Genomic DNA, 21,730 nt, shown 5'->3' with positions numbered 1-21,730 from the left:
CGTCCGGGGCGGCCGGGCCGGACGGTCGCGGCGCGGCCGCCGGTCGGGGCGGAGGCTGGCCGGCCTGGCGAGGGGCGGTCGGGCTGGTCATACCGGCATATCCTGCCGGGCAGACGTCAAGGACAGGTGAAGCGGGCCATCACGCCATGCGGCGCGTGGGCGGCGGGCAATCGGTCTCGATCGCGCCGGCATCGAGCCGGGCGAAGGCGAAGCCCCGCGCGTGCAGCGCCGCGATGCCCGCCACCACGCCCGGGCCGCTCGGTCGGTCGGGGCGGTTCATGTGGGCGATCACCACATCCCCGTCGCGCGCCGCGGCGATGCGGCGGGCGACGGTGGCGGCGGGCAGGCTCGCGCCCTCATCGGCATTGAGCGAATAGCCGGCGACGCGCGACCCCATGGCGCGGATCTCGCCCAGCGCCGCGGCGCTGTAGAGGGCCGTCGCGCCGCGATACCAGCCCGGGGCCGGCGCGCCGGTGGCGGCGATCGCCGCGGCGCCGCCGGCGACTTCCTGGCGAACCGCATCGAGTGTCCCGGCGACCGCCACGCCGAACAGCCGCCCCGCCCCCAGCACGGCCGGGACGTGGCGCGCGCCGTGGTTCTGCAGGGTGAAAAGGTCGGCCCGCGCACGGAGCAGCGCCACGGTGGCGGGATTGGCTTGCAGCCAGATCGCGGTGGCGAAGATGGTCGCCGGCACGCCGAGTTCGACCAGCCCATCGAGGACGCGCCGGTCGGTGCGCCCGGAACAGGCATCGAGGGTGAGCGCCACGCGCGGCCCGCCGGCGGGGGCCAGGTGCAGCCGCGGCGAGAGCCGGGCATCGGAGGTTCCCGGCGTGCAGGCCAGCGCCGCGGGCGGCGCAGCCCCCAGCAGCAGGCGGCCGAGGTCGCGACGGGTCGGCGCAGGGTCCGGGCAGCAGCGGCACATCGGCAGGGCCTTGTTCGCGGGGCGGTGTAGCATCCGCGCAGGCCATGGTCGATGATCGCGGCCGTGACCGAGACCATCCTGGACGCGCTGCCCGGCGGGCTGGCGCTGGCGATCGACACCGACCCGCCGGCGACCTTCCGGGCCGGGCTCGGCCAGGCGATCAACGCCTTCCACGGCCGGACGGTGCCGCATGCGGCCGAGCGCTTCGCCCTGGCGTTGCGGGCACCGGACGGCACGCTGCTGGCCGGTCTCAGCGGCGTGCTGTCCTGGGGCTGGCTGTTCGTCGAGGCGGTCTGGGTCGATGACGCGCTGCGCGGCCAGGGCGCGGGGCGGCGGCTGATGGCGCGTGCCGAGGCGCATGCGCTGGCCGCAGGCTGCCATTCCGCCTGGCTCGACACCTTCCAGGCCGAGGGCTTCTATCTGGCACTGGGCTATGAGCGTTTCGGCGTGCTGGAGGGTTATCCGGGCGGCCAGCACCGGGTGTTCCTGCGCAAGCGGCTCGGGTAACCGCGTCCGCCCTGCGTGGCGATCCGGCGTTGACGTTCCCGCGCTGGCGGGGGCGTGGGTGCCGCCGCCCTGGTCGCGCCGTCGGCCGCGACCCACAACTCAGACCCAGCGCCGCACCCTCGCCCGGTACGCCTCGTAGGCCGCGCCGAAGCGTGTGGCGAGGTAGGCTTCCTCCTTGGCCACCACCAGCCGGTCGAGCACCAGGTGCCCGGCCACCACCGCCACCCAGCCCCAGAGGTCCCCCCAGCGCAGCGCGAAGCCTGCCACCGCCAGCAGGAAGCCCAGATAGATCGGGTTGCGGCTGAAGCGGAACGGCCCGGACTCGACCATCGCGGCGTCGGGCTTGTCCGGGCGCGGGTCGGTGCCGGCGCGCACGATGACCAGGATGGCCCAGCCGATCAGCGCCAGCGCGGCGAAGATCACCATGGCGCCGAGCGCGGGCAGCGGCGGACCGATCGGCACCGGCACCGCCTGGCGCAGCAGCCAGGCGGCAGCCAGCAGCGCCGCCACCATCACCGGCGGGGGGATGCGCACGCCGGGTCCGTGGTCGGGGACGGTCATGCCTGCTCGCGCGCCGGCAGGCGCATCCACGCCGGTATCTCGGGCGAGAGACGCGCTCCGCCCGCAAGAAGCGGGCTCCGTTCGAGCGCATCGAGGCGCAGCAGCGCGAGGCCACGCCGGCCGCGCCCCGAGCGCATCTCGCCGACCTCAGCACCCGCTTCATCTGTCACCCCCGTGCCGCGCGGCGGCAGCGGGCCATCCACCAGCACCGGCACGAGCCGCCGCTTGAGCAGCCCGCGATAGCGCGTGCGCGCCGTCAGCTCCTGCCCCATGTAGCAGCCCTTGGTCCAGGAGACGCCGTGCAGCTCGTCGAAGCCGGCCTCGAGCAGCACCGTCTTCTCGGCATCCAGGTCCTTCGAGCCGTCCGGCAGGCCATGCTGGAGGCGGTGACTGTCATACGCATCGGCACTCTCCGGACCGGCCAGGGGCATCGGCGCAAGGATGCGCCAGCCCGCCTCCGGCAGGCGGGGGTCGCGGGCGCCGAACCCTTCCGAGATCACGACATCCCCCCAGGCGGCATGGACGTGCCAGTCCTGCGACGCATCGCGCAGTTCAACCTTGGAGCGCAGCCGGAAGCGCGAGAGCCGCTGCAGCAGCATCGGCACCTGCGCGCGCTCGGCATCCAGCAGCAGCGACTCCGGCGTGGCGAGGACGAAAAAATCCGCCAGCCACTTGCCCTGCGGCGTCAGCAGGGCCGCCCAGACGGCATCGCCGCCGCGAATGTCGGACACGTCGTTGGAGACAAGGCCCTGGAGGAAGGCGACCCGATCCGGGCCGGCCACCTCCAGCACGCCACGGTCGGGCAGATATGCGAGGCTCATGCCCGTTCAGGTGTGCCGGGCGGGGCGCCGGTGCAACCTCCCCCGTGCGCCGTCGCGCAACCTCCCTCGTGCGCCGTCGCGCAACCTCCCCCCCGCGCGCGGGGCGTGATACAGCCGCGCCGTGCGCGTGCTGTTCATCACCTCGACCCGGATCGGCGATGCCGTGCTGTCCACCGGGCTGCTCGACCACCTGATGCACGCCCACCCCGAGGCGCGCTTCACCATCGCCTGCGGCCGCGTGGCCGAGGGCGTGTTCCGCCGCATGCCCGGTCTCGAACGCCTGATCCCGATCGAGAAGAGGCGCTACGGCCTGCATTGGCTGGGCCTCTGGGCACAGGTGGCCTTCACCCGCTGGGACCTGGTGGTGGACCTGCGCGGGTCCGCCATCGCCTGGCTGCTGCTCGCCCGCCGGCGCGCCGTGATGCGCGGCGGGCGTCGGCCAGGCCACCGCCTGCTGCACCTGGCGCAGACCCTCGGCATCAGCCCCGCGCCCCGCCCCGTCGCCTGGTTCGGCGAGGCCGAGGCCGGCCGCGCCGCCACCCTGCTGCCGCCGGGCCCGCCCGTGCTCGCCCTCGGCCCGACCGCGAACTGGGTGCGCAAGGTCTGGCCGGCCGACCGCTTCCTGACGCTCGCCCGGCTGCTCACCCAGCCCGGCGGCGCGCTGGAGGGCGCGCGAATCGCCGTGCTCGGCGGCCCGGGGGAGCAGGAACGCACCATGGCTCAGCCGGTCCTCGACGCCCTGCCCGGCGCCATTGACCTGGTCGGCGCCCTCGACCTCCCGGAAGCCGCAGCCGTGCTGTCGCGCTGCGCCCTGTTCGTCGGCAACGACTCCGGCCTGATGCATCTGAGCGCGGCCACCGGCTGCGCCACCATCGGCCTGTTCGGCCCGACGCCGGCCTCGGAATACGCGCCCATCGGCGCCCGCGCCCTGGCCGTCCTCGCCAAAGGCCCCCCTGGCGCCGCCCCCATGGGCGCCCTGACCGCCACCCGCGTGGCAGACGAAGCCACCGCGCTGCTGGCGCGGCCGGAGGCGGTGGCGGCATGATGGCGGCGGGCGCCTTGGAGAGGGGCTCTGCCCCGCTCCAAACCTCACCCCGCCAAGGGCTTAAGGCCCTTGGACCCCTCGACTTGATCGGGGTGTTCGGGGAGCGGCGAGGCGCGACTTGCGCGCCGGGCATCGCCGACAACGCCCCTCCCCGAACACCCCGATTCAAAACCCGCGGTCCAGGGGGCCGTAGCCCCCTGGCGGATGGGGGTTCGGGGGAGGGCAGAGCCCTCCCCCGCGCGACCGTCGCGCCATGACCGCCCCTCGCCTCTCTGCCCTCATCGTCGCCCGCAACGAGGAGGCGCGCCTGCCGGACTGCCTTGCTTCGGTGGCCTTTGCCGATGAGGTGGTGGTGGTGCTCGATCGCAGCACGGATGGCAGTGCGCGGATCGCGCGCGAGGCCGGGGCGCGGGTGGTCGAGGGGGCTTGGGAACTGGAGGGCGAGCGGCGGAACACGGGCATCGAGGCCTGCACCGGGGATTGGGTGCTGGAGGTCGATGCCGATGAGCGCGTGGATGCCGCGCTGGCGGCGGCGGTGCGCGAGACCATCGCGACCAGCACCCGTGCCTGGCACCAAGTGCCGGTCGACAACTATGTGGGCGACCGGCTGCTGCGCTTCGGCTGGGCGGGGAGTTTCGGAACCACCTCCGTGCCGCGGCTGTTCCGTCGCGGGGCGAAGCGCTGGCGGGCGCAGCGCGTGCATCCGGGGCTCGACTGGACGGGCCAGGAGGGGCCGAAGATCACGCGGGGCGCGCTGGTGCACCTGGTGGATCGCGACATCTCGGACATGCTGCGCCGCCTCGACCGCTATTCCAGCGCCAAGGCGGCGGACCTGATCGCGGCGGGAAACATCGGCACCCTGCGCGCCAATGTGCGGCGATTCTTCTCGCGCGGGTTCAAGTCCTATGTCTCGCGCAAGGGGTATCGGGAGGGCGGCTGGGGCGTGCTGCTGGCGCTGTGCACCGGGGCGTTTCCGCTGCTGTCGTATCTCAAGGCGAAGCTCGAGCCCGAGAAGCACGGGGGCCGGCGGTGAGGATCGCGCAGGTCATGGCCGGCGCGCATCACGGCGGGGCCGAGGGGTTCTACGAGCGGCTGAGCATTGCGCTGCATGCGGCGGGGGAGGACGTGCTGCCCGTCATCCGCCGCGATGCGGAGCGTGCGGCGCGGCTACGCGCGGGCGGGGTCGATCCGGTCGAACTCGGCTTCGGCGGGGCGCTCGACCTGCTGACCGGGCCGCGGCTGCGGCGCGTGCTGGGCGGCTTCGCGCCGGCGGTGACGGTGGCCTGGATGAACCGCGCGGCGCGCTTCACGCCGAAGGGGCCCTGGACGCTGGTGGGCCGCATGGGCGGCTTCTACGACCTCAAATACTACCGCCGCTGCGACCACATCGTGGGGAATACGCGCGGCATCGTCCGCTGGCTCACGGAACAGGGCTGGCCGGCGGCGCGTGCGCATTACCTGCCGAATTTCGTCGATGACCTGGCCGGCGCCGCGCCGGCGGACCTTCCCGCGCCACCCGGCGCGCGGCGGCTGCTGGCGATGGGCCGGCTGCATCGCAACAAGGGCTTCGACATTGCCCTGCGGGCGCTTGCGCAGCTGCCGTCGGCGCATCTGTCGATCGCCGGCGAAGGGCCGGAGCGCCCGGCGCTCCAGACGCTCGCGCGGGAGTTGGGCGTGGCGGATCGCGTGGCCTTCCTCGGCTGGCGGCGCGACACCGGCGCGCTGCTGGCGGCGGCCGAGGTGTTCGTGTGTTCGTCACGGCATGAACCGCTCGGCAACATCGTGCTGGAGGCCTGGTCGGCCGGGCGCGCGGTGGTGTCGGTGGCGTCGCAGGGGCCGCTGGAACTCGTCACCGACGGCATCGACGGCGTGATGGTGCCACCCGAAGACCCCGGCGCGCTGGCGGTGGCGGTTGCGCGGCTGCTCGATGACCCGGCGCGTGCGGCCGCACTCGGGGCCGCCGGGCGCGCGGCCTGGCTCCGCGGCTTCACGCAGGCCGCCGTGGTGGCGCGCTGGCGGGATTTCCTCGCCGCCGTCGCGCCGAAGCGTCAGGCGGCCTGAGGCGATGTGCGGCATTGCCGGCCTCGCGCTGAAGCCCGGGGCGACGCCCGACCGCGCGGTGCTCGATGCGCTGACGCGTGCGCTGGCGCATCGCGGCCCGGACGGGCACGGGCACCATGTGCAGGGCAATGTGGCGCTGTCGCATACGCGGCTCGCCATCATCGACCTGGTCACCGGCGACCAGCCGCTGCATGCCGGCCCGGCCAGCCTGGTCGGCAATGGCGAGGTCTACAACTACCGCGAATTGCGCGCCGACAACGCGTTGGCGTGTGCGACGGGCTCGGATTGCGAGCCGCCGCTGCACCTGTTCCGCCGCGACGGCGCGGGCTTCGCCGAGACGCTGCGCGGGATGTACGCGCTCGCCATCCATGACCGCGCGACGCGCCAGGTGGTGCTGACGCGCGACCCCTTCGGCATCAAGCCGCTCTACCTGACCGAGACGCCGCAGGGCATCGCCTTCGCCTCCGAACCGCAGGCGCTGATCGCCGCGGGCCTGGTGGCGCCGCGGCTGCGCGGAGCGGCGCTGCACGAATTGCTGCAGCTGCAGTTCACCACCGGCGCCGAGACCATCTTCGAGGGCATCCGCCGCCTGCTGCCGGGCGAGACGGTCGTGATCGCCGATGGCAGCGTGGTGGAGCGCCGCCGCCGCGCCGCCCTGCCCGAGGGCGGGCCGGAGAGCATCGGCGCGGATGCGGCCCTCGCACGGCTGGACGCGGCCCTGGAACGGAGCGTGGACCTGCACCAGCGCTCCGACGTGCCCTACGGCATGTTCCTCTCGGGCGGCACGGATTCGGCCGCCGTGCTGGCGCTGATGGCGCGGCTGAACGACCGCCCGGTGCTGGCCTTCACCGCCGGCTTCGACGTGCCCGGCGCGGCCGACGAGCGCGAGGCGGCGGCGCATGCGGCGCGCGCGGCGGGCGCGCGCCACGTCACGCTCGACGTCACGCGCGAGATGGTCTGGCGGCACCTGCCCGAGATCGTCGCCGCCATGGACGACCCGGCGGCGGACTACGCCATCATCCCCACCTGGTTCCTGGCGCGGCGCGCGCGGGAGGAGGTGAAGGTCGTGCTCTCCGGCGAGGGCGGGGACGAGATCTTCGGCGGCTATGGCCGCTACCGCTCCGCCATGCGCCCCTGGTGGCGCGGCGGCAAGGCGATGCGCGCGCATGGTGCCTTCGACCGGCTGGACGTGCTGCGCAGCCCGCCGCGCTTCTGGCGCGACGGCATCGCAGCCGCCGAATCCGCCGCCGCCACGCCCGGGCGCACGCGGCTGCAGGCGGCGCAGGCGCTGGACGTGGCCGACTGGCTGCCGAACGACCTGCTGGTGAAGCTCGACCGCTGCCTCATGGCGCACGGCGTGGAAGGACGCACGCCCTTCCTCGATGCGGGCGTCGCCGCCGCCGCCTTCCGCCTGCCGGATGCGCTGAAGGTGCAGGGTGGGCAGGGCAAGTGGATCCTGCGGCAATGGCTGGCGCGCCACTTCCCGGCCAGCGAGCCCTTTCGCAAGAAGCAGGGCTTCACCGTGCCGGTCGGCGCCTGGATCGCCGAAGCCGCGGATCGCCTGGCGCCGCTGGTGGCCGCGCAGCCCGGCGTGGCCGAGATCGCGAAGCCGGACCGCATCCTGCCGCTGTTCCGCGCCGCCGCCGGCAAGCGCGAGGGCTTCGCCGCCTGGCACCTGCTGTTCCACGCCCTGTGGCACAGGCGGCATGTCGAGGGCATCGCGCCGCAGGGCGACGTGCTGGCCTACTTGGCGGAACGCTAGGATGGCGCGCGACAAGACACGTTTCGTCTGCCAGGCCTGCGGCGCCGTGCACCCGAAATGGCAGGGCCGCTGCGAGGCCTGCGGCGAATGGAACACGCTTTCCGAGGAAGCCCCCGCCCCGCGCGGCCCGGGCCCCGCGGCCAAGGCCGGCGGTGGGCGGCGGGTGGAATTCGTCGGCCTCAAGGGCAGCAGCGCGCCGCCGCCGCGCATCCCGACGGGCATCGCGGAACTGGACCGCGTGCTGGGCGGCGGGCTGGTCGCGGCATCGGCCGTGCTGGTCGGCGGCGATCCGGGGATCGGGAAGTCCACCATCCTGCTGCAGGCAGCGGCGCGCGTGGCCTCGGCCGGGCGGCGCGTGCTGTATGTGAGCGGCGAGGAGGCGGTGGAGCAGGTGCGCCTGCGCGCGGCCCGGCTCGGCCTGACCGACAGCCCGATGGCGCTCGCCGCCGCCACCGCGCTGCGCGACATCGTGGCCAGCCTGGAAGGCGAGGCCGACGCGGCCCTGGTGGTGATCGATTCGATCCAGACGGTGTGGCTCGATGCGCTCGATTCCGCGCCCGGGACGGTGGCGCAGGTGCGCGCCTGCGCGGCCGAGCTGATCCGCCTGGCGAAGGCGCGCGGCTTCGCCATCGTGCTGGTAGGGCACGTGACCAAGGAAGGCACGCTGGCCGGCCCGCGCGTGCTCGAGCACATGGTCGACGCGACGCTGTATTTCGAAGGCGACCGCGGCCACCAGTTCCGCATCCTGCGCGCGGTCAAGAACCGCTTCGGCGCCACCGACGAGATCGGCGTCTTCGAGATGACCGGCACCGGGCTGATGGAGGTGGCCAACCCGTCCGCCCTGTTCCTGGCGGAGCGGCGCGGCAATGTCTCGGGCAGCGCGGTCTTCGCCGGCATCGAGGGCACGCGCCCCGTGCTGGTCGAGATCCAGGCGCTGCTCTCGCCGAGTTCCGGCGGCTCCCCGCGGCGGCAGGTGGTCGGGTGGGATTCCGGGCGGCTGTCGATGCTGCTGGCGGTGCTGGAATCGCGCTGCGGCATGTCGCTCGGGCAGAACGACGTCTACCTGAACATCGCGGGCGGGCTGCGCATCAACGAGCCGGCGGCGGACCTGGCGGTGGCCGCGGCGCTGGTCTCCGCCGCGACCGACCGGCCGACCGACCCCGGGCGCGTCTATTTCGGCGAGGTCGGGCTGTCGGGCGAGGTGCGCCAGGTCCCGCAGGCCGAGACGCGCCTGCGCGAGGCCGCCAAGCTCGGCTTCACCGCCGCCACCCTGCCGCGGCGTGTGGCACGCGGCGGCAAGGCGGCCGCCGCGCCGGAAGGCATGGCGCTGGCCGAGACCGGACACATGGCCGACCTCGTCGCGGTCTTCGCGGAGAAGACCGTGAAGCGCGCCCGCCCCGCCCCGTGACGGCCCGCCCCCGCCCCGCTATAGGGGCCGCATGACCTGGGTTGACGGTGTCCTGGCAGGGGTGGTCGTGATCTCGGCCATCGTCGCCTTCTTCCGCGGCCTGGTGCGGGAAGTGCTGAGCCTCGGCGCCTGGGCGGGTGCGGCGGCGGCGGCCTTTTTCGCCCGGCCCTACCTGCTTCCCCATGTCAACGCCTGGATCGAAACCGAATGGATCGCCGATGCGGTCGGCGCGGGGGCGGTGTTCCTCGTGGTGCTGGTGGCGCTGAAGCTGCTCACCAACGCCATCGCCGATCGGGTGCAGGATTCGTCGCTGGGCGGGCTCGACCGCGTGCTCGGCCTGGTGTTCGGCGCGGCGAGGGGTGCGGTGCTGGCTCTCCTTGCCTATATCATGGCCGGGATGTTCGCCCCCGAGACCGGCACCTGGCCCGATGCGGTGAAGCAGGCACGCAGCCTGCCCTTCGTCGCCGAGGGCGCGCGGCTGGTGGTGGAGCGGGTGCCCGAGGCCTATCGCCCCCGGCTCGTGGCCCCGCCTGGGCCGGGCGGCCCCACCGTGGATGATCTGCTGCGCCCCCCTGCCCGCAGCCGGAATTGAGGTCCTGCATGACCACCCCCTTCGACCTCGACGACGACAAGCCGCATGAGGAATGCGGCGTCTTCGGCGTGTGGAATGGCGGCGACGCCGCCGCGCTGACCGCGCTCGGCCTGCATGCCCTGCAGCACCGGGGCCAGGAGGCGGCAGGCATCGTAACCCTCGACGAGAAGGGGCGGTTCCACGCGCATAAGGGCCTGGGGCTGGTCGGCGACAATTTCGGCGAGGCGAAGGTCATCGCCTCCCTGCGCGGCGAGGCCGCGGTCGGCCACAACCGCTACGCCACCACCGGCGAGACGGCGCTGCGCAACGTGCAGCCGCTCTACGCCGATTTCGAGTTCGGCGGCTTCGCGGTGGGGCACAACGGCAACCTGACCAATGCGCAGGCGCTCAAGCGCGCGCTCGTGCGCCGCGGCTGCCTGTTCCAGAGCACCACGGATTCCGAGGTCTTCGTCCACCTGATCGCCATCAGCCTCTATTCCACCGTGCTGGACCGGCTGATCGACGCGCTGAAGCAGGTGCAGGGGGCCTATAGCCTGGTGGCGCTGCACAACGGCGCGCTGATCGGCGCGCGCGATCCGCTGGGCGTGCGGCCGCTGGTGCTCGGGCGCCTGGCCAATGGCGGCTGGGTGCTGGCTTCCGAGACCTGTGCGCTCGATATCGTCAGCGCCGAATTCGTGCGCGACATCGAGGCCGGCGAGGTGGTGGTCATCAACGACGAGGGCGTGCGATCGGTGAAGCCCTTCGGGCGGCAGGCCGGGCGCTTCTGCATCTTCGAGTACATCTATTTCGCGCGCCCCGATTCCGTGATGGAGGGCACGCCGGTCTACGACACCCGCAAGCGGATCGGCGCGGAACTCGCCCGCGAATCGGGCGTGCCCGCCGATGTGGTCGTGCCGGTGCCCGATTCCGGCGTGCCGGCGGCCATGGGCTATGCCGCCGAGGCGGGAATCCCCTTCGAACTCGGCATCATCCGCAACCACTATGTGGGCCGCACCTTCATCGAGCCGACCGACCAGATCCGTCATCTGGGCGTGAAGCTGAAGCATTCGGCCAACCGGCCGATCCTGGAAGGCAAGCGCGTCATCCTGGTGGATGACTCGATCGTGCGCGGCACCACGTCGCGCAAGATCGTGGAGATGGTCCGGCAGGCGGGTGCGAAGGAGGTGCACATGCGCATCTCCTCCCCGCCCACGACCCATTCCTGCTACTACGGCATCGACACGCCGGAACGCTCGGAACTGATGGCGGCCAAGCACGACATCGCGGAGATGGCACGCATCATAGGCGTGGATTCGCTGGCCTTCATCTCACTCGATGGGCTGTACCGCGCGCTGGGCCAGCAGTCGCGCGACCCGGCCAACCCGCATTTCTGCGACGCCTGCTTCACCGGCGACTACGCGATTCCGCTGACCGACTGGCAGGACAATTCCGACCGGCCACTCTCGCTGCTGCAGCCGGCGAGCCCGTAGAGCACATCCCGATCAGGTGGGATCACCTGATCGGGTGAAGATGCCCGCAAAGACAAAGTGCTGAAGGCGTTGCCGCGGGCGGAGGCGCGCGGCAACGCCTTTGGCGCGCGCCGGTCAGGCGGTGCGGTCCACCCCGCCTGCCGAGAGCGCGGCCTGCGCAGCCGCCAGGCGCGCCACCGGCACGCGGTAGGGCGAGCACGAGACGTAGTCGAGGCCGACACTCTCGCAGAAGGTGATCGAGGAGGGATCGCCACCGTGCTCGCCACAGATGCCAAGCTTGATGTCGCGCTTCACACTGCGGCCCTTCTCGGCCGCGATGCGCACCAGCGCGCCGACGCCGTCGGGGTCGATCGACACGAAGGGGTCCTTCGGGAAGATGCCCTTCTCGATATACAGCGGCAGGAACTTGCCGGCGTCGTCGCGCGACAGACCGAAGGTCGTCTGCGTCAGGTCGTTGGTGCCGAAGGAGAAGAAGTCGGCCGATTCAGCGATGGCATCGGCGGTGAGCGCGGCGCGCGGCAGCTCGATCATGGTGCCGACGCTGTATTCCACGTGGTAGCCGATCTCGGCGAAGACCTCCTGCGCGACGCGGTCGATCTGCGCGCGCGTGATCTCGAGCTCGCGGCGCGTCGCGACCAGCGGGATCATGATCTCGGGATGCGGTGCCTTGTGGGTCTCCTTGCCGATCTGGCAGGCGGCCTCGAAGATCGCGCGGGCCTGCATCTCGTAGATCTCGGGGAAGGAGATGCCGAGCCGGCAGCCGCGATGGCCCAGCATCGGGTTCGCTTCGCTCAGGTCCTGCGCGCGGCGGCGCATCTCATCCACATTCGCGCCGAGCGAGGCGGCGACTTCCGCGATCTCGAACTCGCTGTGCGGCAGGAATTCGTGCAGCGGCGGGTCGAGCAGGCGGATCGTGACCGGCAGGCCCGCCATGATGCGGAACAGGTCGATGAAATCCTGCCGCTGGAAGGGCAGCAGGCGCGCGAGCGCCACGCGCCGGCCCTGCTCGGTCTCGGCCATGATCATCTGGCGGACGGCGCCGATGCGCGCGGGGTCGAAGAACATGTGCTCGGTGCGGCACAGGCCGATGCCCTCGGCGCCGAACTTGCGCGCGGTCTCGGCATCGAGCGGCGTTTCCGCATTCGCGCGCACCTTCATGCGGCGCACCTGGTCGGCCCATTCCATCAAGGTAGCGAAGTCGCCCGAGAGCTGGGGTTCAATCATGGCGACGGGGCCGACGAAGACCTCACCCGTACCGCCGTCGATGGTCAGGATCTCGCCGCCGCGCACCTGGATGCCGCCCGAGGACAGCACCTGGTTGTTGTAGTCCACGCTGACACCGCCGCAGCCCGCCACGCAGGGCCGGCCCATGCCGCGCGCGACCACGGCCGCGTGGCTGGTCATGCCTCCGCGCGTGGTCAGAATGCCCTTGGCGGCGTGCATGCCGTGGATGTCCTCGGGGCTGGTCTCGATGCGCACGAGGATGACGGATTCGCCCTTCTGGGCTCGGGCCTCCGCCTCATCCGCCGAGAACACCACGATGCCGGAGGCGGCACCCGGCGAGGCCGGCAGGCCCTTCGCCAGCAGCTTGCGCGGTGCCTTGGGGTCGAGGGTCGGGTGCAGCAGCTGGTCCAGCGCGGCGGGGTTCACGCGCTTCACGGCTTCCGTGTGGTCGATCAGCCCCTCGCGCGCCATGTCGACGGCGATCTTGAGGCTGGCCGCCGCAGTGCGCTTCCCGTTGCGGGTCTGCAGCATGTAGAGCTTGTTGGACTGGACCGTGAACTCGATGTCCTGCATGTCGCGGTAGTGGCGCTCGAGTGTCTCGCGCACCTTGACCAGCTCCGCGTAGGCCTGCGGCATGGCGACTTCCATGCTGCGCTCGTCCGGCTTGGCCTTGAGCTGCGCCATGGGCTGCGGCGTGCGGATGCCCGCCACCACGTCCTCGCCCTGCGCGTTGATCAGGTACTCGCCGTAGAAGATGTTCTCGCCGGTCGACGGGTCGCGCGTGAAGCACACGCCTGTCGCGCAATCCTCGCCCATGTTGCCGAAGACCATCGCCTGCACGTTCACCGCCGTGCCCCATTCGGCCGGGATGTCGTTGAGCCGGCGATAGGTGACGGCGCGCTGGTTCTGCCAGGAGCCGAACACCGCGCCGATCGCGCCCCAGAGCTGCTCCCAGGGGTCCTGCGGGAAGGGCTTCCCGGTGACTTCCTGCACCATCTCCTTGTAGCCATGCACCACGCGGTGCCATTCGGCGGCGGTGAGCTCAGTGTCCTCGTTCTTGCCGGTGTCGAGCTTCACGTGCTCGATGATTTCCTCGAAGCGGTGGTGGTCCACGCCAAGCACGACCGAGCCGTACATCTGGATGAAGCGGCGGTAGGAATCCCAGGCGAAGCGCGCATCGCCGGAGGCGGTGACCAGGCCCTCCACCGTCGCGTCGTTGAGGCCGAGGTTCAGCACCGTGTCCATCATGCCGGGCATCGACACGCGCGCGCCGGAACGCACCGAGACGAGCAGCGGCTTGTGGTGGTCGCCGAAGCTGTTGCCGACTGCCGCCTCGATCCGCGCGAGGCCGGCCTTCACCTGCGCTTCGAGGTCGGCCGGGTAATGCTGGCCGTGCTCGTAGTACCAGGTGCAGACCTCGGTGGTGATGGTGAAGCCGGGCGGGACCGGCAGGCCGATCGAGGCCATCTCGGCCAGGTTCGCCCCCTTGCCGCCGAGCAGGTTGCGCATCTCCGCGCGGCCCTCGTTGTGGCCGGCACCGAAGGAATAGACCCACTGCGTCATCGGGCGCTCCCGCTCAGGCTTCGATCTTCGAGAAATCGGCGACCGCATCCATCGTGGCGCGGAGCCGGGCGAGTAGTTTCAGGCGATTGCGGCGGAGTTCCGGCGCCGGGTCATTGACGATGACCTTGTCGAAGAAAGCGTCAACCGGGGCGCGGAGCGTTGCCATGGCCTCCATGGCGCGTTCGAAGTCCTCGGCGGAGAGGTCGAGCTCGATGCGCTGGGCGGCGTCTTCGAGGGCGGCGGCGAGGGCTTCCTCGGGATGGGCCTTGAGCAGGTGGTGCTCGTAGCCGGTGTCGTAGGTGTGTCCGTCGCGCTTTTCCTCGATGCGGAGGATGTTGGCGGCGCGGCGGTGGGCGGCGAGGAGATTGGCGCCGGCCTCGGATTCGACGAAGGCGCGCACGGCATCGGCGCGGCGGAGGAGGCGGTTGAGGTCGTCGTCGGGGGCGGCGCCGAGGACGGCGGTGACGACGTCGTGGCGGGTCCCCTCGGCGCGGAGCTGGACGCGGAGGCGGTCGGTGAGGAAGTCGAATACTTCTAGACCTGTCTTCCAGGTCGGTGGCCCATCCGGGCGAACCTTCCGATGGACGTCTAGGTGCGTCCCAGGCCAGTTCCTTATCGACTTGGGATAGTCGTTGAACGGGCCGAAGAGAGAAAGCCGGAGGCTGTTCTCGCGCACAATGCGAAGAACGCCGAGAGCGGCGCGGCGAAGCGCGAATGGATCGCCCGATCCCGTCGGCCTCTCACCGGCATCAAAGAATGCCAACAATTGGTCCAGCTTATCCGCCAGCGCCACCGCCATTGCCACCGGCTCGCCCGGCACCTCATCCCCCGGCCCTATCGGTCGGTAATGCGCCGCGATCGCCTCCGCCACCCGCGGCGCCTCGCCCTGCGCCAGCGCGTAGTAGCGTCCCATCACGCCCTGCAGTTCGGGGAATTCCCCGACCATCCCGGACGCCAGGTCAGCCTTCGCAAGCTTCGCCGCCCGCGCCGCGTCGGTCGCAATCGCCGCGTCGTCAGGCCACAGCGTCTGCGCGATCAGACGCGCCAGGTTCTCCAGCCGCGCCACCCGCTGCCCCTGCGTCCCCAGCTTCGCGTGGAACACCACGCTGTCCAGCTTCGGCAGGAAGCTCTCGAGGGATTGCTTCCGGTCCAGGTCCCAGAAGAACCGCGCATCCGACAGCCGCGCGCGCAGCACGCGCTCATTACCCGCCACGATCGCCGCGCCACCATCCGGGGCTGAGACGTTCGCTACCACCGCGAAGCGTGGCGCCGCACCGCCGCGAACGGGGTCAGGGTCAGGGGAAGAAATCGGCGAACCATCTGCATAGCGCAGCGCGAAATAGCGCTGATTGACGCGCATCGTGGTGCGCATGACTTCGACCGGCAGATCCATGAATTCGGCGTCGATGGTGCCCAGAAGCGGCACGGGCCATTCCACCAATCCAGCGACCTCAGATACCAGCGCTTCGTCGGGCACCATCACCAGCCCCTCGCGCCAGGCCAGTTCAGCAATCCCCTCGCGGATCAGCCGCGCCCGCTCCGCCGCATCCAGAACCACGCGACGCTCGCACAGCCCTTCCTGGTAGTCGGTCAGACCGCGCACGGCGAAGGCGCCGGGCGCCATGATGCGATGGCCTTCCGTCTCGTTGCCGGACGCCAGCGCGTGCCCGTCATCGTCGCCTGCCCGCAGGTCGAAGGGCACCACCGCGCCATCCAGCACGCACAGGATGCGCTTGAGCGGCCGCACCCAGGTCATGGACGACGTCCCGCCCCAGCGCATCGACTTCGGCCAGGGAAAGCCACGGATGATCGCCGGCACAGCGGCCGCGACCAGAGCGGTCGCCTCGACCATCTCGCCGGGCTTCTTCAGCACCCAGAACTGGCCCTCCTGCACCAGCGCCTCGCGCGCCGCGCCATGCTTGCGCAGGAAGCCGTCCAGCGCGGCATCGGGCGCGCCCACGCGCGGGCCGCGTTCCTCCTTGCCCTCGGTGGTGACGCTCGCACGCAGCAGCGCCGACAGCCCGATGCGCCGCGGCCCGTGGAAGGTCAGCGGCGGTGCTTCGATCAGCGCGGCGCAGCGTTCGGCAAACAGGCGCGACAGATCTTCCGTCGCGCGCGCCTGCATGCGCGCCGGGATTTCCTCGCAGAACAGTTCGAGCAGCAGTTCAGGCACTAGATCGCCGCCTTCACATCGGTGCGGGCGAAGTCATCGCCCTTGAACAACAGAGGTTCGCCGCGCGCCTTGGCCAGTGCATAGGCGAAGCAGTCGCCGAGATTCAGCCCCGCCGGATGCCGCCCCTTGCCGAAGCGGCGCCATCCATCCAGCGCGGCTGCGGCGTGCGCCGCGGTGAAGGGCACGACCTCGATGTCCAGCGAATGCAGCAGGGCGTCGATCCTGGACCGGACCGCCTCGCCCGCACGGCTTTCCGCGACGATGCTCAGTTCGACCAGCGTCGGCGCCGCAATCGCGACGCGCCTGGCGCCGGAGAGCGCATCGCCAAAGGCGGCGGCCTCCGGTTCATCCTTCAGGATCGCCAGCACGGCGGAGGTATCAAGAATCACCTGGGCAAGCCGTTCTCGTCATAGAGGTCGCTGTGGTCGCTGCTGGTGCCGGGGGGGAACAGCTTCGACGCCTCCTCCGCGATCGCCATGATGGCCGCGACCTTGCGCTGCTTGCGCTCGTCCCGGTCGGTCTTCTCCCGCGCCAGGCGCTCGTGCACCGCCACGCGCACCGCGCCGGTGGCGGAGGTGCCGAGCAGCGCGGCGAGTTCCTTCGCCTCCGCGATCAGCACATCGTCCTTGATGTTCAACTGGCCCATGGCAGCCTCATGGTAGAACACTGCCTTGATATGGTAGAATTGCGCCGCGACGCAAGGCGCTGCTCACGCCGCCTCTCCCGCCAGCCAGGCCTCGCAGCAGCCCTTCGCGAGGTTGCGCACGCGCCCGATATACGCGGCCCGCTCGGTCACGCTGATCGCCCCGCGCGCATCCAGCAGGTTGAAGCGGTGGCTTGCCTTGATGCACTGGTCATAGGCGGGCAGCGCCAAGCCGCGCTCCAGCAGCGCGGCGCATTCGCGCTCCGCATCCTCGAAATGGCGGAACAGCATCGGCACGTCGGCGTGCTCGTAATTATGCGCGGAGTATTCGCGCTCGGCGCGCAGGAACACCTCGCCGTACTTCACGCCGTCGTCGTTGAAGGCCAGGTCGTAGACGTTCTCGACCCCCTGGATGTACATCGCCAGGCGTTCCAGGCCGTAGGTCAGTTCGGCCGACGGCTTTTCACAGGCGATGCCGCCGACCTGCTGGAAATAGGTGAACTGCGTCACCTCCATCCCGTCGCACCAGACCTCCCAGCCCAGGCCCCAGGCGCCGAGCGTGGGGCTCTCCCAGTCATCCTCGACGAAGCGGATGTCGTGCAGCGCGGGGTCGATGCCGAGCGCGCGGTAGCTCTCGATCAGCAGCGCCTGCGGGTCGGCCGGTGAGGGCTTCAGGATGACCTGGTACTGGTAGTAGTGCTGCAGGCGGTTCGGGTTCTCGCCATAGCGCCCATCGGAGGGGCGGCGCGAGGGCTGCACATAGGCCGCCTTCCAGGGCTTCGGCCCCAGCGCGCGCAGCGTGGTCGCGGGATGGAAGGTGCCCGCGCCCACTTCCATGTCATAGGGCTGGAGGATGACGCAGCCCTGGTCCGACCAGAAGCGATGGAGGCGCAGGATGATGTCCTGGAAGCTCGGTGGCTTCTGCGGCATGGGCGGTCCGGGGCTGGCGCGGGTCTCGATTGCGCGGCACCTATAGGCGGCCGCCCCCTGCCCCGCAAGGAAACCGCCTTGGACACCGCCGCCGCCCTGATCCGCGCCTATCTCGATGCCTTCAACCGCGGCGACCGCCCCGCCATGCTGGCCCTGCTGGCAGAGGACGTGGCGCATGACGTGAACCAGGGCGGGCGCGAGGTCGGGCGCGACGCCTTCGTCGCCTTCATGGCGCGGATGGACCGCTGCTACCGCGAGCGGCTCGAGGACATCGTGGTGATGGCAGATGCCAACGGCACGCGCGCGGCCGCGGAGTTCACCGTGCATGGCGAATACCTGGCAACCGATCATGGCCTGCCCGAGGCGCGCGGCCAGCGCTACGTGCTGCCGGCCGGGGCCTTCTACGTCATCCGCGACGGGCGCATCGCGCGCGTCACCATGCACTACAACCTGGCCGACTGGATCGCCCAGGTTTCCGCCGATGCGTGATCTCACGACCGGGGCGCTGCTCGATGCCGTGCGCGCCTGGGTCGAGATCGAAAGCCTCACCAACGACGCCGCCGGCGTGAACCGCGCGGCCGACCATGCCGAGGCGCTGCTGCGCGGCATCGGCGCGACCATCGAGCGCACGCGGTTGCTGGCGCGGCTGTTCGAGACGCTGGGGCCGGGGGTGGCCGGGCTATAGACCGAGCCTCGCCCAGGCCGCCCGTTCCTCCGCCACGGCGGCGATCGCCTCGACACCCTCCCGCGCACCCGGGATCAGCCGCCACGGGAAGGGCCGGCGCCGGGCACCGAGGCGGATGATCCGCACCTTCTCCCCGAAGCGGCGCCGCGCCTCGCCCTCCGCATCGCCAAGCCCGTCGGCGAGGCCGAGCGCCACCGCCTCCCGCCCCGTCCAGAAGCGGCCGGTGAACAGCGTCTCCTCCGGCGCCTTCAGCCGGTCTCCGCGCCGGGCGCGGACCCAGGCCTTGAATTCCTCGTGCAGTTTCCCGAGCAGATCCTCGAGCCGCGCCACATCCTCCTGGCGTTCCGGCCGGAACGGATCGAGGAACGACTTCTCCGACCCCGCGGTGCGCAACCGCCGATCCACGCCAAGCCGCGCGATCGCCTGGTCGAAGCCGAAGCCGCCGCTGATCACGCCGATCGAGCCCAGGATCGAGGCCGGATCCGCCACGATCTCGTCCGCGGCGCAGGCGATCCAGTAGCCACCGGAGGCCGCCGCATCCTCGGCCACGGCGATCACCGGCACCTTCTTCCGTTCCGTCAGCCGACGGATCTGCCCCGCGATCAGCGAGGACTGCACCGGCGACCCGCCCGGCGAATTCACGACCAGCATCACCGCCGCCAGGCGCCTGATGGCGAAGGCGCGTTCCAGCAGCGGTCCGGTGCCCGCGGCGTTCAGCCCGCCGCCGAAGGGGTCCGGGCGCGCGGCGATCAGGCCGGTCAAGCGGATCAGCGCCACGCGTGGCGAACGGTCGAACAGGAGGAAGGCCATGATGCATAGATGCCGCCGCGGCAGCCCGCATCAAGCCGCCTTGCCGCCGCGCGCGCCGCGCGCTGCAATGCGGGCATGATCGACAATCGCGTCCTGATCGCCGGCGCCGGCCCCTCCGGCCTGATCGCCGCCGCCGTGCTGGCCGAGCACGGCATCCCCGTCACCATCATAGAACAGGCGCGCGACCTCCCGGACGACCTGCGCGCCTCGACGTTCCACCCACCCACCCTCGACATGCTGGAACGCTTCGGCGTGGTGCAGGCGATGATCGACCAGGGCCTGATCTGCCCCACCTGGCAGTTCCGCGACCGCCACACCGGCTTGATCGCGACCTTCGACCTGGGGCACCTGAAGGACGACACGGCGCATCCGTATCGCCTGCAATGCGAGCAGTGGCGCCTCACGCGCATGCTGCGCGACCGGCTCGCAACCAATCCCGACGTGGCGTTCCTGTACGATGCGAAGGCGGCGGAGGTCGCGCAGGATGCGAATGCCGTGACTCTCACCATCGAACGCCCGGACGGCACACGCGAACCCATCCGCGGACGCTACCTGGTCGGGGCGGACGGCGCATCCTCCGCCGTGCGCAAGTCGCTCGGCATCAGCTTCGAGGGCGAGACGATCCCGGAGATCTTCCTCACCCTGTCCACCCCCTTCGCCTTTCACGACGCGATCGGGAACCTGACCAACATCGCCTATATCTCCGACCCCGAGGAATGGTTCGTGCTGCTGCGCACCGCATCCCTGTGGCGCGTGCTGTTCCCGACCGATCCGGCGGAGACCGAGGCGCGCATGATGGACCCCGCGCGCATCGAGGAACGGCTGCAGGCGGTGGTACCCAACCCAGCCGGCTACGAGCTGCGCCACCGCACCGCCTATCGTGTGCATGAGCGCGTCGCCGAGACCTATGTGAAGGGCCGCTGCTTCCTGGCGGGCGATGCCGCGCACATCAACAACCCGCTGGGCGGCATGGGCATGAATGGCGGCGTGCACGATGCCTTCAACCTGGCCGAGAAGCTGGCGCAGGTCTGGCGTGGCGCCGATGCGTCGCTGATGGAGCGCTACGGGCGGCAGCGCCGGAAGGTGGCGCTCGAGACGGTACAGGCGACCACGACGCGCAACCGCCAGATCCTGAACCAGCGCGACCCCGCGGTGCGCCGTGCCTATCACGACGAACTGCGCGCCACCGCGGCGGACCCTGCGAAGCACCGCGCCTTCCTGCTGCGCAGCTCGATGATCCAGTCGCTGCGCGACCTGGAGCAGGTTGCGTGACAGCGCCGTCTGGCGGCGCGCCACGACCGCACAGGCGCCGCGGCCGCGCCGTGCCAAACCGCGGATCGCGCCCCGCGCGATCCGGGAACGCAAAGCGCGACCGCGCCCGACCCGAGCGCCGCGCCCGGCTCAACAATGCATGGCGCGAAGCCAAGCCGCACGGATGTGCGGCGCCCGGCGTTTGAGGGCGTAAAAAGACTCTCGCCGCCCGCCGTTTGAGGGACAAAGCAAAATGAGCGGACACCCCGAGGCCGACATCTACCACCGCCAGGGCATGGGCAACCGTGCCGGGCTCGGCAAGGCGCCGGCGCTGGTCATTGTCGATTTCGTCGTCGGCTTCTCCGATCCCGAGCATTTCGGCGGCGGCAACATCGCCCCAGCCATCGCTCAGACGGTCGAGCTGCTGGCCTTCGCGCGGCGCCACCACTGGCCGGTTGCCCATACCCGCGTGGTCTATGCGGAGGACGGTTCGGATGCCGGCGTCTTCACGCTGAAGGCGCCATCCCTGCGCAAGCTGACCGAGACATCGCCGCTGTCGCAGATCGTGCCCGAACTCACGCCACTGCCGGGCGAGCTCGTCATCCGCAAGCAGGGCGCGTCCGCCTTCTTCGACACCAACCTGGCCGGCTGGCTCGCCTTCCGCCGCGTGGACACGGTGGCGGTGGCGGGCTGCACCACCTCGGGCTGCGTGCGCGCCACGGTGGTGGACGCCATGCAGCACAATTTCCGCACCATCTGCGTGACCGATTGCGTCGGCGACCGCGCCATCGGCCCGCATGAGGCGAACCTCTTCGACATGGGCCAGAAATACGCCGACCTGATGACGCGGGCCCAGTTGGAGGCAGCCTGGACCCCGGCGCGATGAGCCTGGCCGAGCTGCGCGACGCGGACGCCCCGCCCGCCACCGCGGCCATCTACGCCGCGCTGCGGGATCTCACCGGCGTGCCTCAGGTCAACCTGATCTGGCGCCATGCGGCCGCGCTGCCGGGCGCGCTGGACTGGCTGTGGGCGCAGGCGCGCCCGGCGCTCGCATCGGGCGCCGCCGCCGGTGCGCGGGATCGCATCGCCGCGCGCATCACGCTGCCGACCATGCCGCGCCTCCAGGCCCCGGCGGAAGTCACGTCCCTCATCGAAACCTACAACCGCGGCAACCTCACCAACCTCGCGCTGCTGACGGCGGTACGGCGGCGCGCGGAGGGTGCCGCGGCAGGGCCGCCAGGCGCACCGGCTCCGATCGGCCCGCCGCTGCCCGTCCCGCCGCCGCTGCCTCGGCTCGCCGAGC

Annotated in this window: 22 protein-coding genes; 13 read left to right on the top strand and 9 right to left on the bottom strand. The window is 71.4% G+C overall.

Annotation, left to right across the window (positions count from 1 at the left end):
• Positions 1-139 precede the first annotated feature (139 nt).
• Entirely contained in the window at positions 140-955 is an 816-nt protein-coding gene (locus HW578_RS09745; protein WP_198370363.1) for a polysaccharide deacetylase family protein, read from the bottom strand.
• A 30-nt stretch (positions 956-985) separates the two neighbouring features.
• Between HW578_RS09745 and HW578_RS09740 the strand changes: the two genes are divergently transcribed.
• A complete protein-coding gene (locus HW578_RS09740) occupies positions 986-1,429 on the top strand; it encodes a GNAT family N-acetyltransferase (RefSeq protein WP_369407862.1) in 444 nt (147 codons plus the stop codon).
• Positions 1,430-1,528: 99 nt separating this feature from the next.
• Here the strand turns inward: HW578_RS09740 and HW578_RS09735 are convergent, their stop codons facing one another.
• Together HW578_RS09735 and ygfZ are read right to left on the bottom strand one after the other, a co-directional pair.
• A complete protein-coding gene (locus HW578_RS09735) occupies positions 1,529-1,990 on the bottom strand; it encodes a methyltransferase family protein (protein ID WP_198370361.1) in 462 nt (153 codons plus the stop codon).
• Complete coding sequence (ygfZ, locus tag HW578_RS09730; RefSeq protein WP_198370360.1) at positions 1,987-2,811, bottom strand: CAF17-like 4Fe-4S cluster assembly/insertion protein YgfZ; 825 nt, start codon at positions 2,809-2,811, stop codon at positions 1,987-1,989. The genes HW578_RS09735 and ygfZ overlap by 4 nt, the downstream gene beginning before the upstream one ends.
• Positions 2,812-2,932: 121 nt before the next feature.
• On the opposite strand from ygfZ, the gene HW578_RS09725 reads away from it, so the two are divergent.
• The 7 genes from HW578_RS09725 to purF all read left to right on the top strand — a co-directional run bounded on the left by HW578_RS09725 (position 2,933) and on the right by purF (position 11,148).
• The gene (locus HW578_RS09725) at positions 2,933-3,856 is read left to right on the top strand and encodes a glycosyltransferase family 9 protein (RefSeq protein WP_198370359.1); all 924 of its coding nucleotides are present in this window, start codon (positions 2,933-2,935) and stop codon (positions 3,854-3,856) included.
• Between the two features lie 253 nt (positions 3,857-4,109).
• On the top strand, positions 4,110-4,889 hold the full coding sequence (locus HW578_RS09720) for a glycosyltransferase family 2 protein (protein ID WP_198370358.1): 780 nt from the start codon (positions 4,110-4,112) through the stop codon (positions 4,887-4,889).
• 14 nt (positions 4,890-4,903) lie between these two features.
• Positions 4,904-5,917 (top strand): glycosyltransferase, encoded by a 1,014-nt coding sequence (locus HW578_RS09715; RefSeq protein ID WP_198370357.1) that lies wholly within the window; start codon positions 4,904-4,906, stop codon positions 5,915-5,917.
• 4 nt (positions 5,918-5,921) lie between these two features.
• Positions 5,922-7,679: an asparagine synthase (glutamine-hydrolyzing) gene (asnB, locus tag HW578_RS09710; protein WP_198370356.1), complete on the top strand. Its 1,758-nt coding sequence runs from the start codon at positions 5,922-5,924 to the stop codon at positions 7,677-7,679.
• A gap of 1 nt (position 7,680) precedes the next feature.
• Positions 7,681-9,087: a DNA repair protein RadA gene (gene radA, locus HW578_RS09705; protein ID WP_198370355.1), complete on the top strand. Its 1,407-nt coding sequence runs from the start codon at positions 7,681-7,683 to the stop codon at positions 9,085-9,087.
• Between the two features lie 31 nt (positions 9,088-9,118).
• Entirely contained in the window at positions 9,119-9,679 is a 561-nt protein-coding gene (locus HW578_RS09700) for a CvpA family protein (RefSeq protein WP_198370354.1), read from the top strand.
• 8 nt (positions 9,680-9,687) lie between these two features.
• A complete protein-coding gene (gene purF, locus HW578_RS09695) occupies positions 9,688-11,148 on the top strand; it encodes an amidophosphoribosyltransferase (protein WP_198370353.1) in 1,461 nt (486 codons plus the stop codon).
• Positions 11,149-11,262: 114 nt separating this feature from the next.
• Here purF and ppdK read toward each other — a convergent pair whose 3' ends face one another.
• From ppdK to HW578_RS09670, 5 genes are all read right to left on the bottom strand, one after another.
• A complete protein-coding gene (ppdK, locus tag HW578_RS09690; protein ID WP_198370352.1) occupies positions 11,263-13,935 on the bottom strand; it encodes a pyruvate, phosphate dikinase in 2,673 nt (890 codons plus the stop codon).
• Positions 13,936-13,948: 13 nt separating this feature from the next.
• Positions 13,949-16,108, bottom strand: coding sequence for a glycine--tRNA ligase subunit beta (gene glyS / locus HW578_RS09685; RefSeq protein WP_198370351.1), 2,160 nt, complete (start codon positions 16,106-16,108; stop codon positions 13,949-13,951).
• The gene (locus HW578_RS09680; RefSeq protein WP_198370350.1) at positions 16,108-16,497 is read right to left on the bottom strand and encodes a type II toxin-antitoxin system VapC family toxin; all 390 of its coding nucleotides are present in this window, start codon (positions 16,495-16,497) and stop codon (positions 16,108-16,110) included. Before HW578_RS09680 ends, glyS begins: the two co-directional genes overlap by 1 nt.
• On the bottom strand, positions 16,494-16,754 hold the full coding sequence (locus HW578_RS09675) for a type II toxin-antitoxin system VapB family antitoxin (protein WP_198370349.1): 261 nt from the start codon (positions 16,752-16,754) through the stop codon (positions 16,494-16,496). The genes HW578_RS09680 and HW578_RS09675 overlap by 4 nt, the downstream gene beginning before the upstream one ends.
• Positions 16,755-16,817: 63 nt before the next feature.
• A complete protein-coding gene (locus tag HW578_RS09670) occupies positions 16,818-17,681 on the bottom strand; it encodes a glycine--tRNA ligase subunit alpha (RefSeq protein ID WP_198370348.1) in 864 nt (287 codons plus the stop codon).
• Positions 17,682-17,759: 78 nt separating this feature from the next.
• Between HW578_RS09670 and HW578_RS09665 the strand changes: the two genes are divergently transcribed.
• Positions 17,760-18,170, top strand: a complete 411-nt coding sequence (locus HW578_RS09665; RefSeq protein ID WP_232478831.1) for a ketosteroid isomerase-related protein — start codon at positions 17,760-17,762, stop codon at positions 18,168-18,170.
• Positions 18,163-18,366 (top strand): hypothetical protein, encoded by a 204-nt coding sequence (locus HW578_RS09660; RefSeq protein WP_198370346.1) that lies wholly within the window; start codon positions 18,163-18,165, stop codon positions 18,364-18,366. The genes HW578_RS09665 and HW578_RS09660 overlap by 8 nt, the downstream gene beginning before the upstream one ends.
• On the opposite strand, the gene HW578_RS09655 is transcribed toward HW578_RS09660, so the two are convergent.
• Entirely contained in the window at positions 18,361-19,176 is an 816-nt protein-coding gene (locus HW578_RS09655) for a S49 family peptidase (RefSeq protein ID WP_198370345.1), read from the bottom strand. The two genes, HW578_RS09660 and HW578_RS09655, sit on opposite strands and share 6 nt — an antisense overlap.
• A 75-nt stretch (positions 19,177-19,251) precedes the next feature.
• Here HW578_RS09655 and HW578_RS09650 point away from each other — a divergent pair, with 75 nt between their 5' ends.
• The 3 genes from HW578_RS09650 to HW578_RS09640 all read left to right on the top strand — a co-directional run.
• Entirely contained in the window at positions 19,252-20,448 is a 1,197-nt protein-coding gene (locus HW578_RS09650; protein WP_198370344.1) for an FAD-dependent oxidoreductase, read from the top strand.
• A gap of 232 nt (positions 20,449-20,680) precedes the next feature.
• Positions 20,681-21,313, top strand: a complete 633-nt coding sequence (locus tag HW578_RS09645) for an isochorismatase family protein (protein ID WP_198370343.1) — start codon at positions 20,681-20,683, stop codon at positions 21,311-21,313.
• A partial coding sequence (locus HW578_RS09640) for a hypothetical protein (protein WP_456308270.1) occupies positions 21,310-21,730 on the top strand: 421 nt, incomplete at its 3' end. The genes HW578_RS09645 and HW578_RS09640, both read left to right, overlap by 4 nt.

This window comes from Roseomonas rosulenta, assembly GCF_016106005.1.
Taxonomy (GTDB): domain Bacteria; phylum Pseudomonadota; class Alphaproteobacteria; order Acetobacterales; family Acetobacteraceae; genus Neoroseomonas; species Neoroseomonas rosulenta.
Note: the sequence above shows the minus strand (reverse complement) of the source record. Positions and strands in the feature narration are given on the sequence as shown.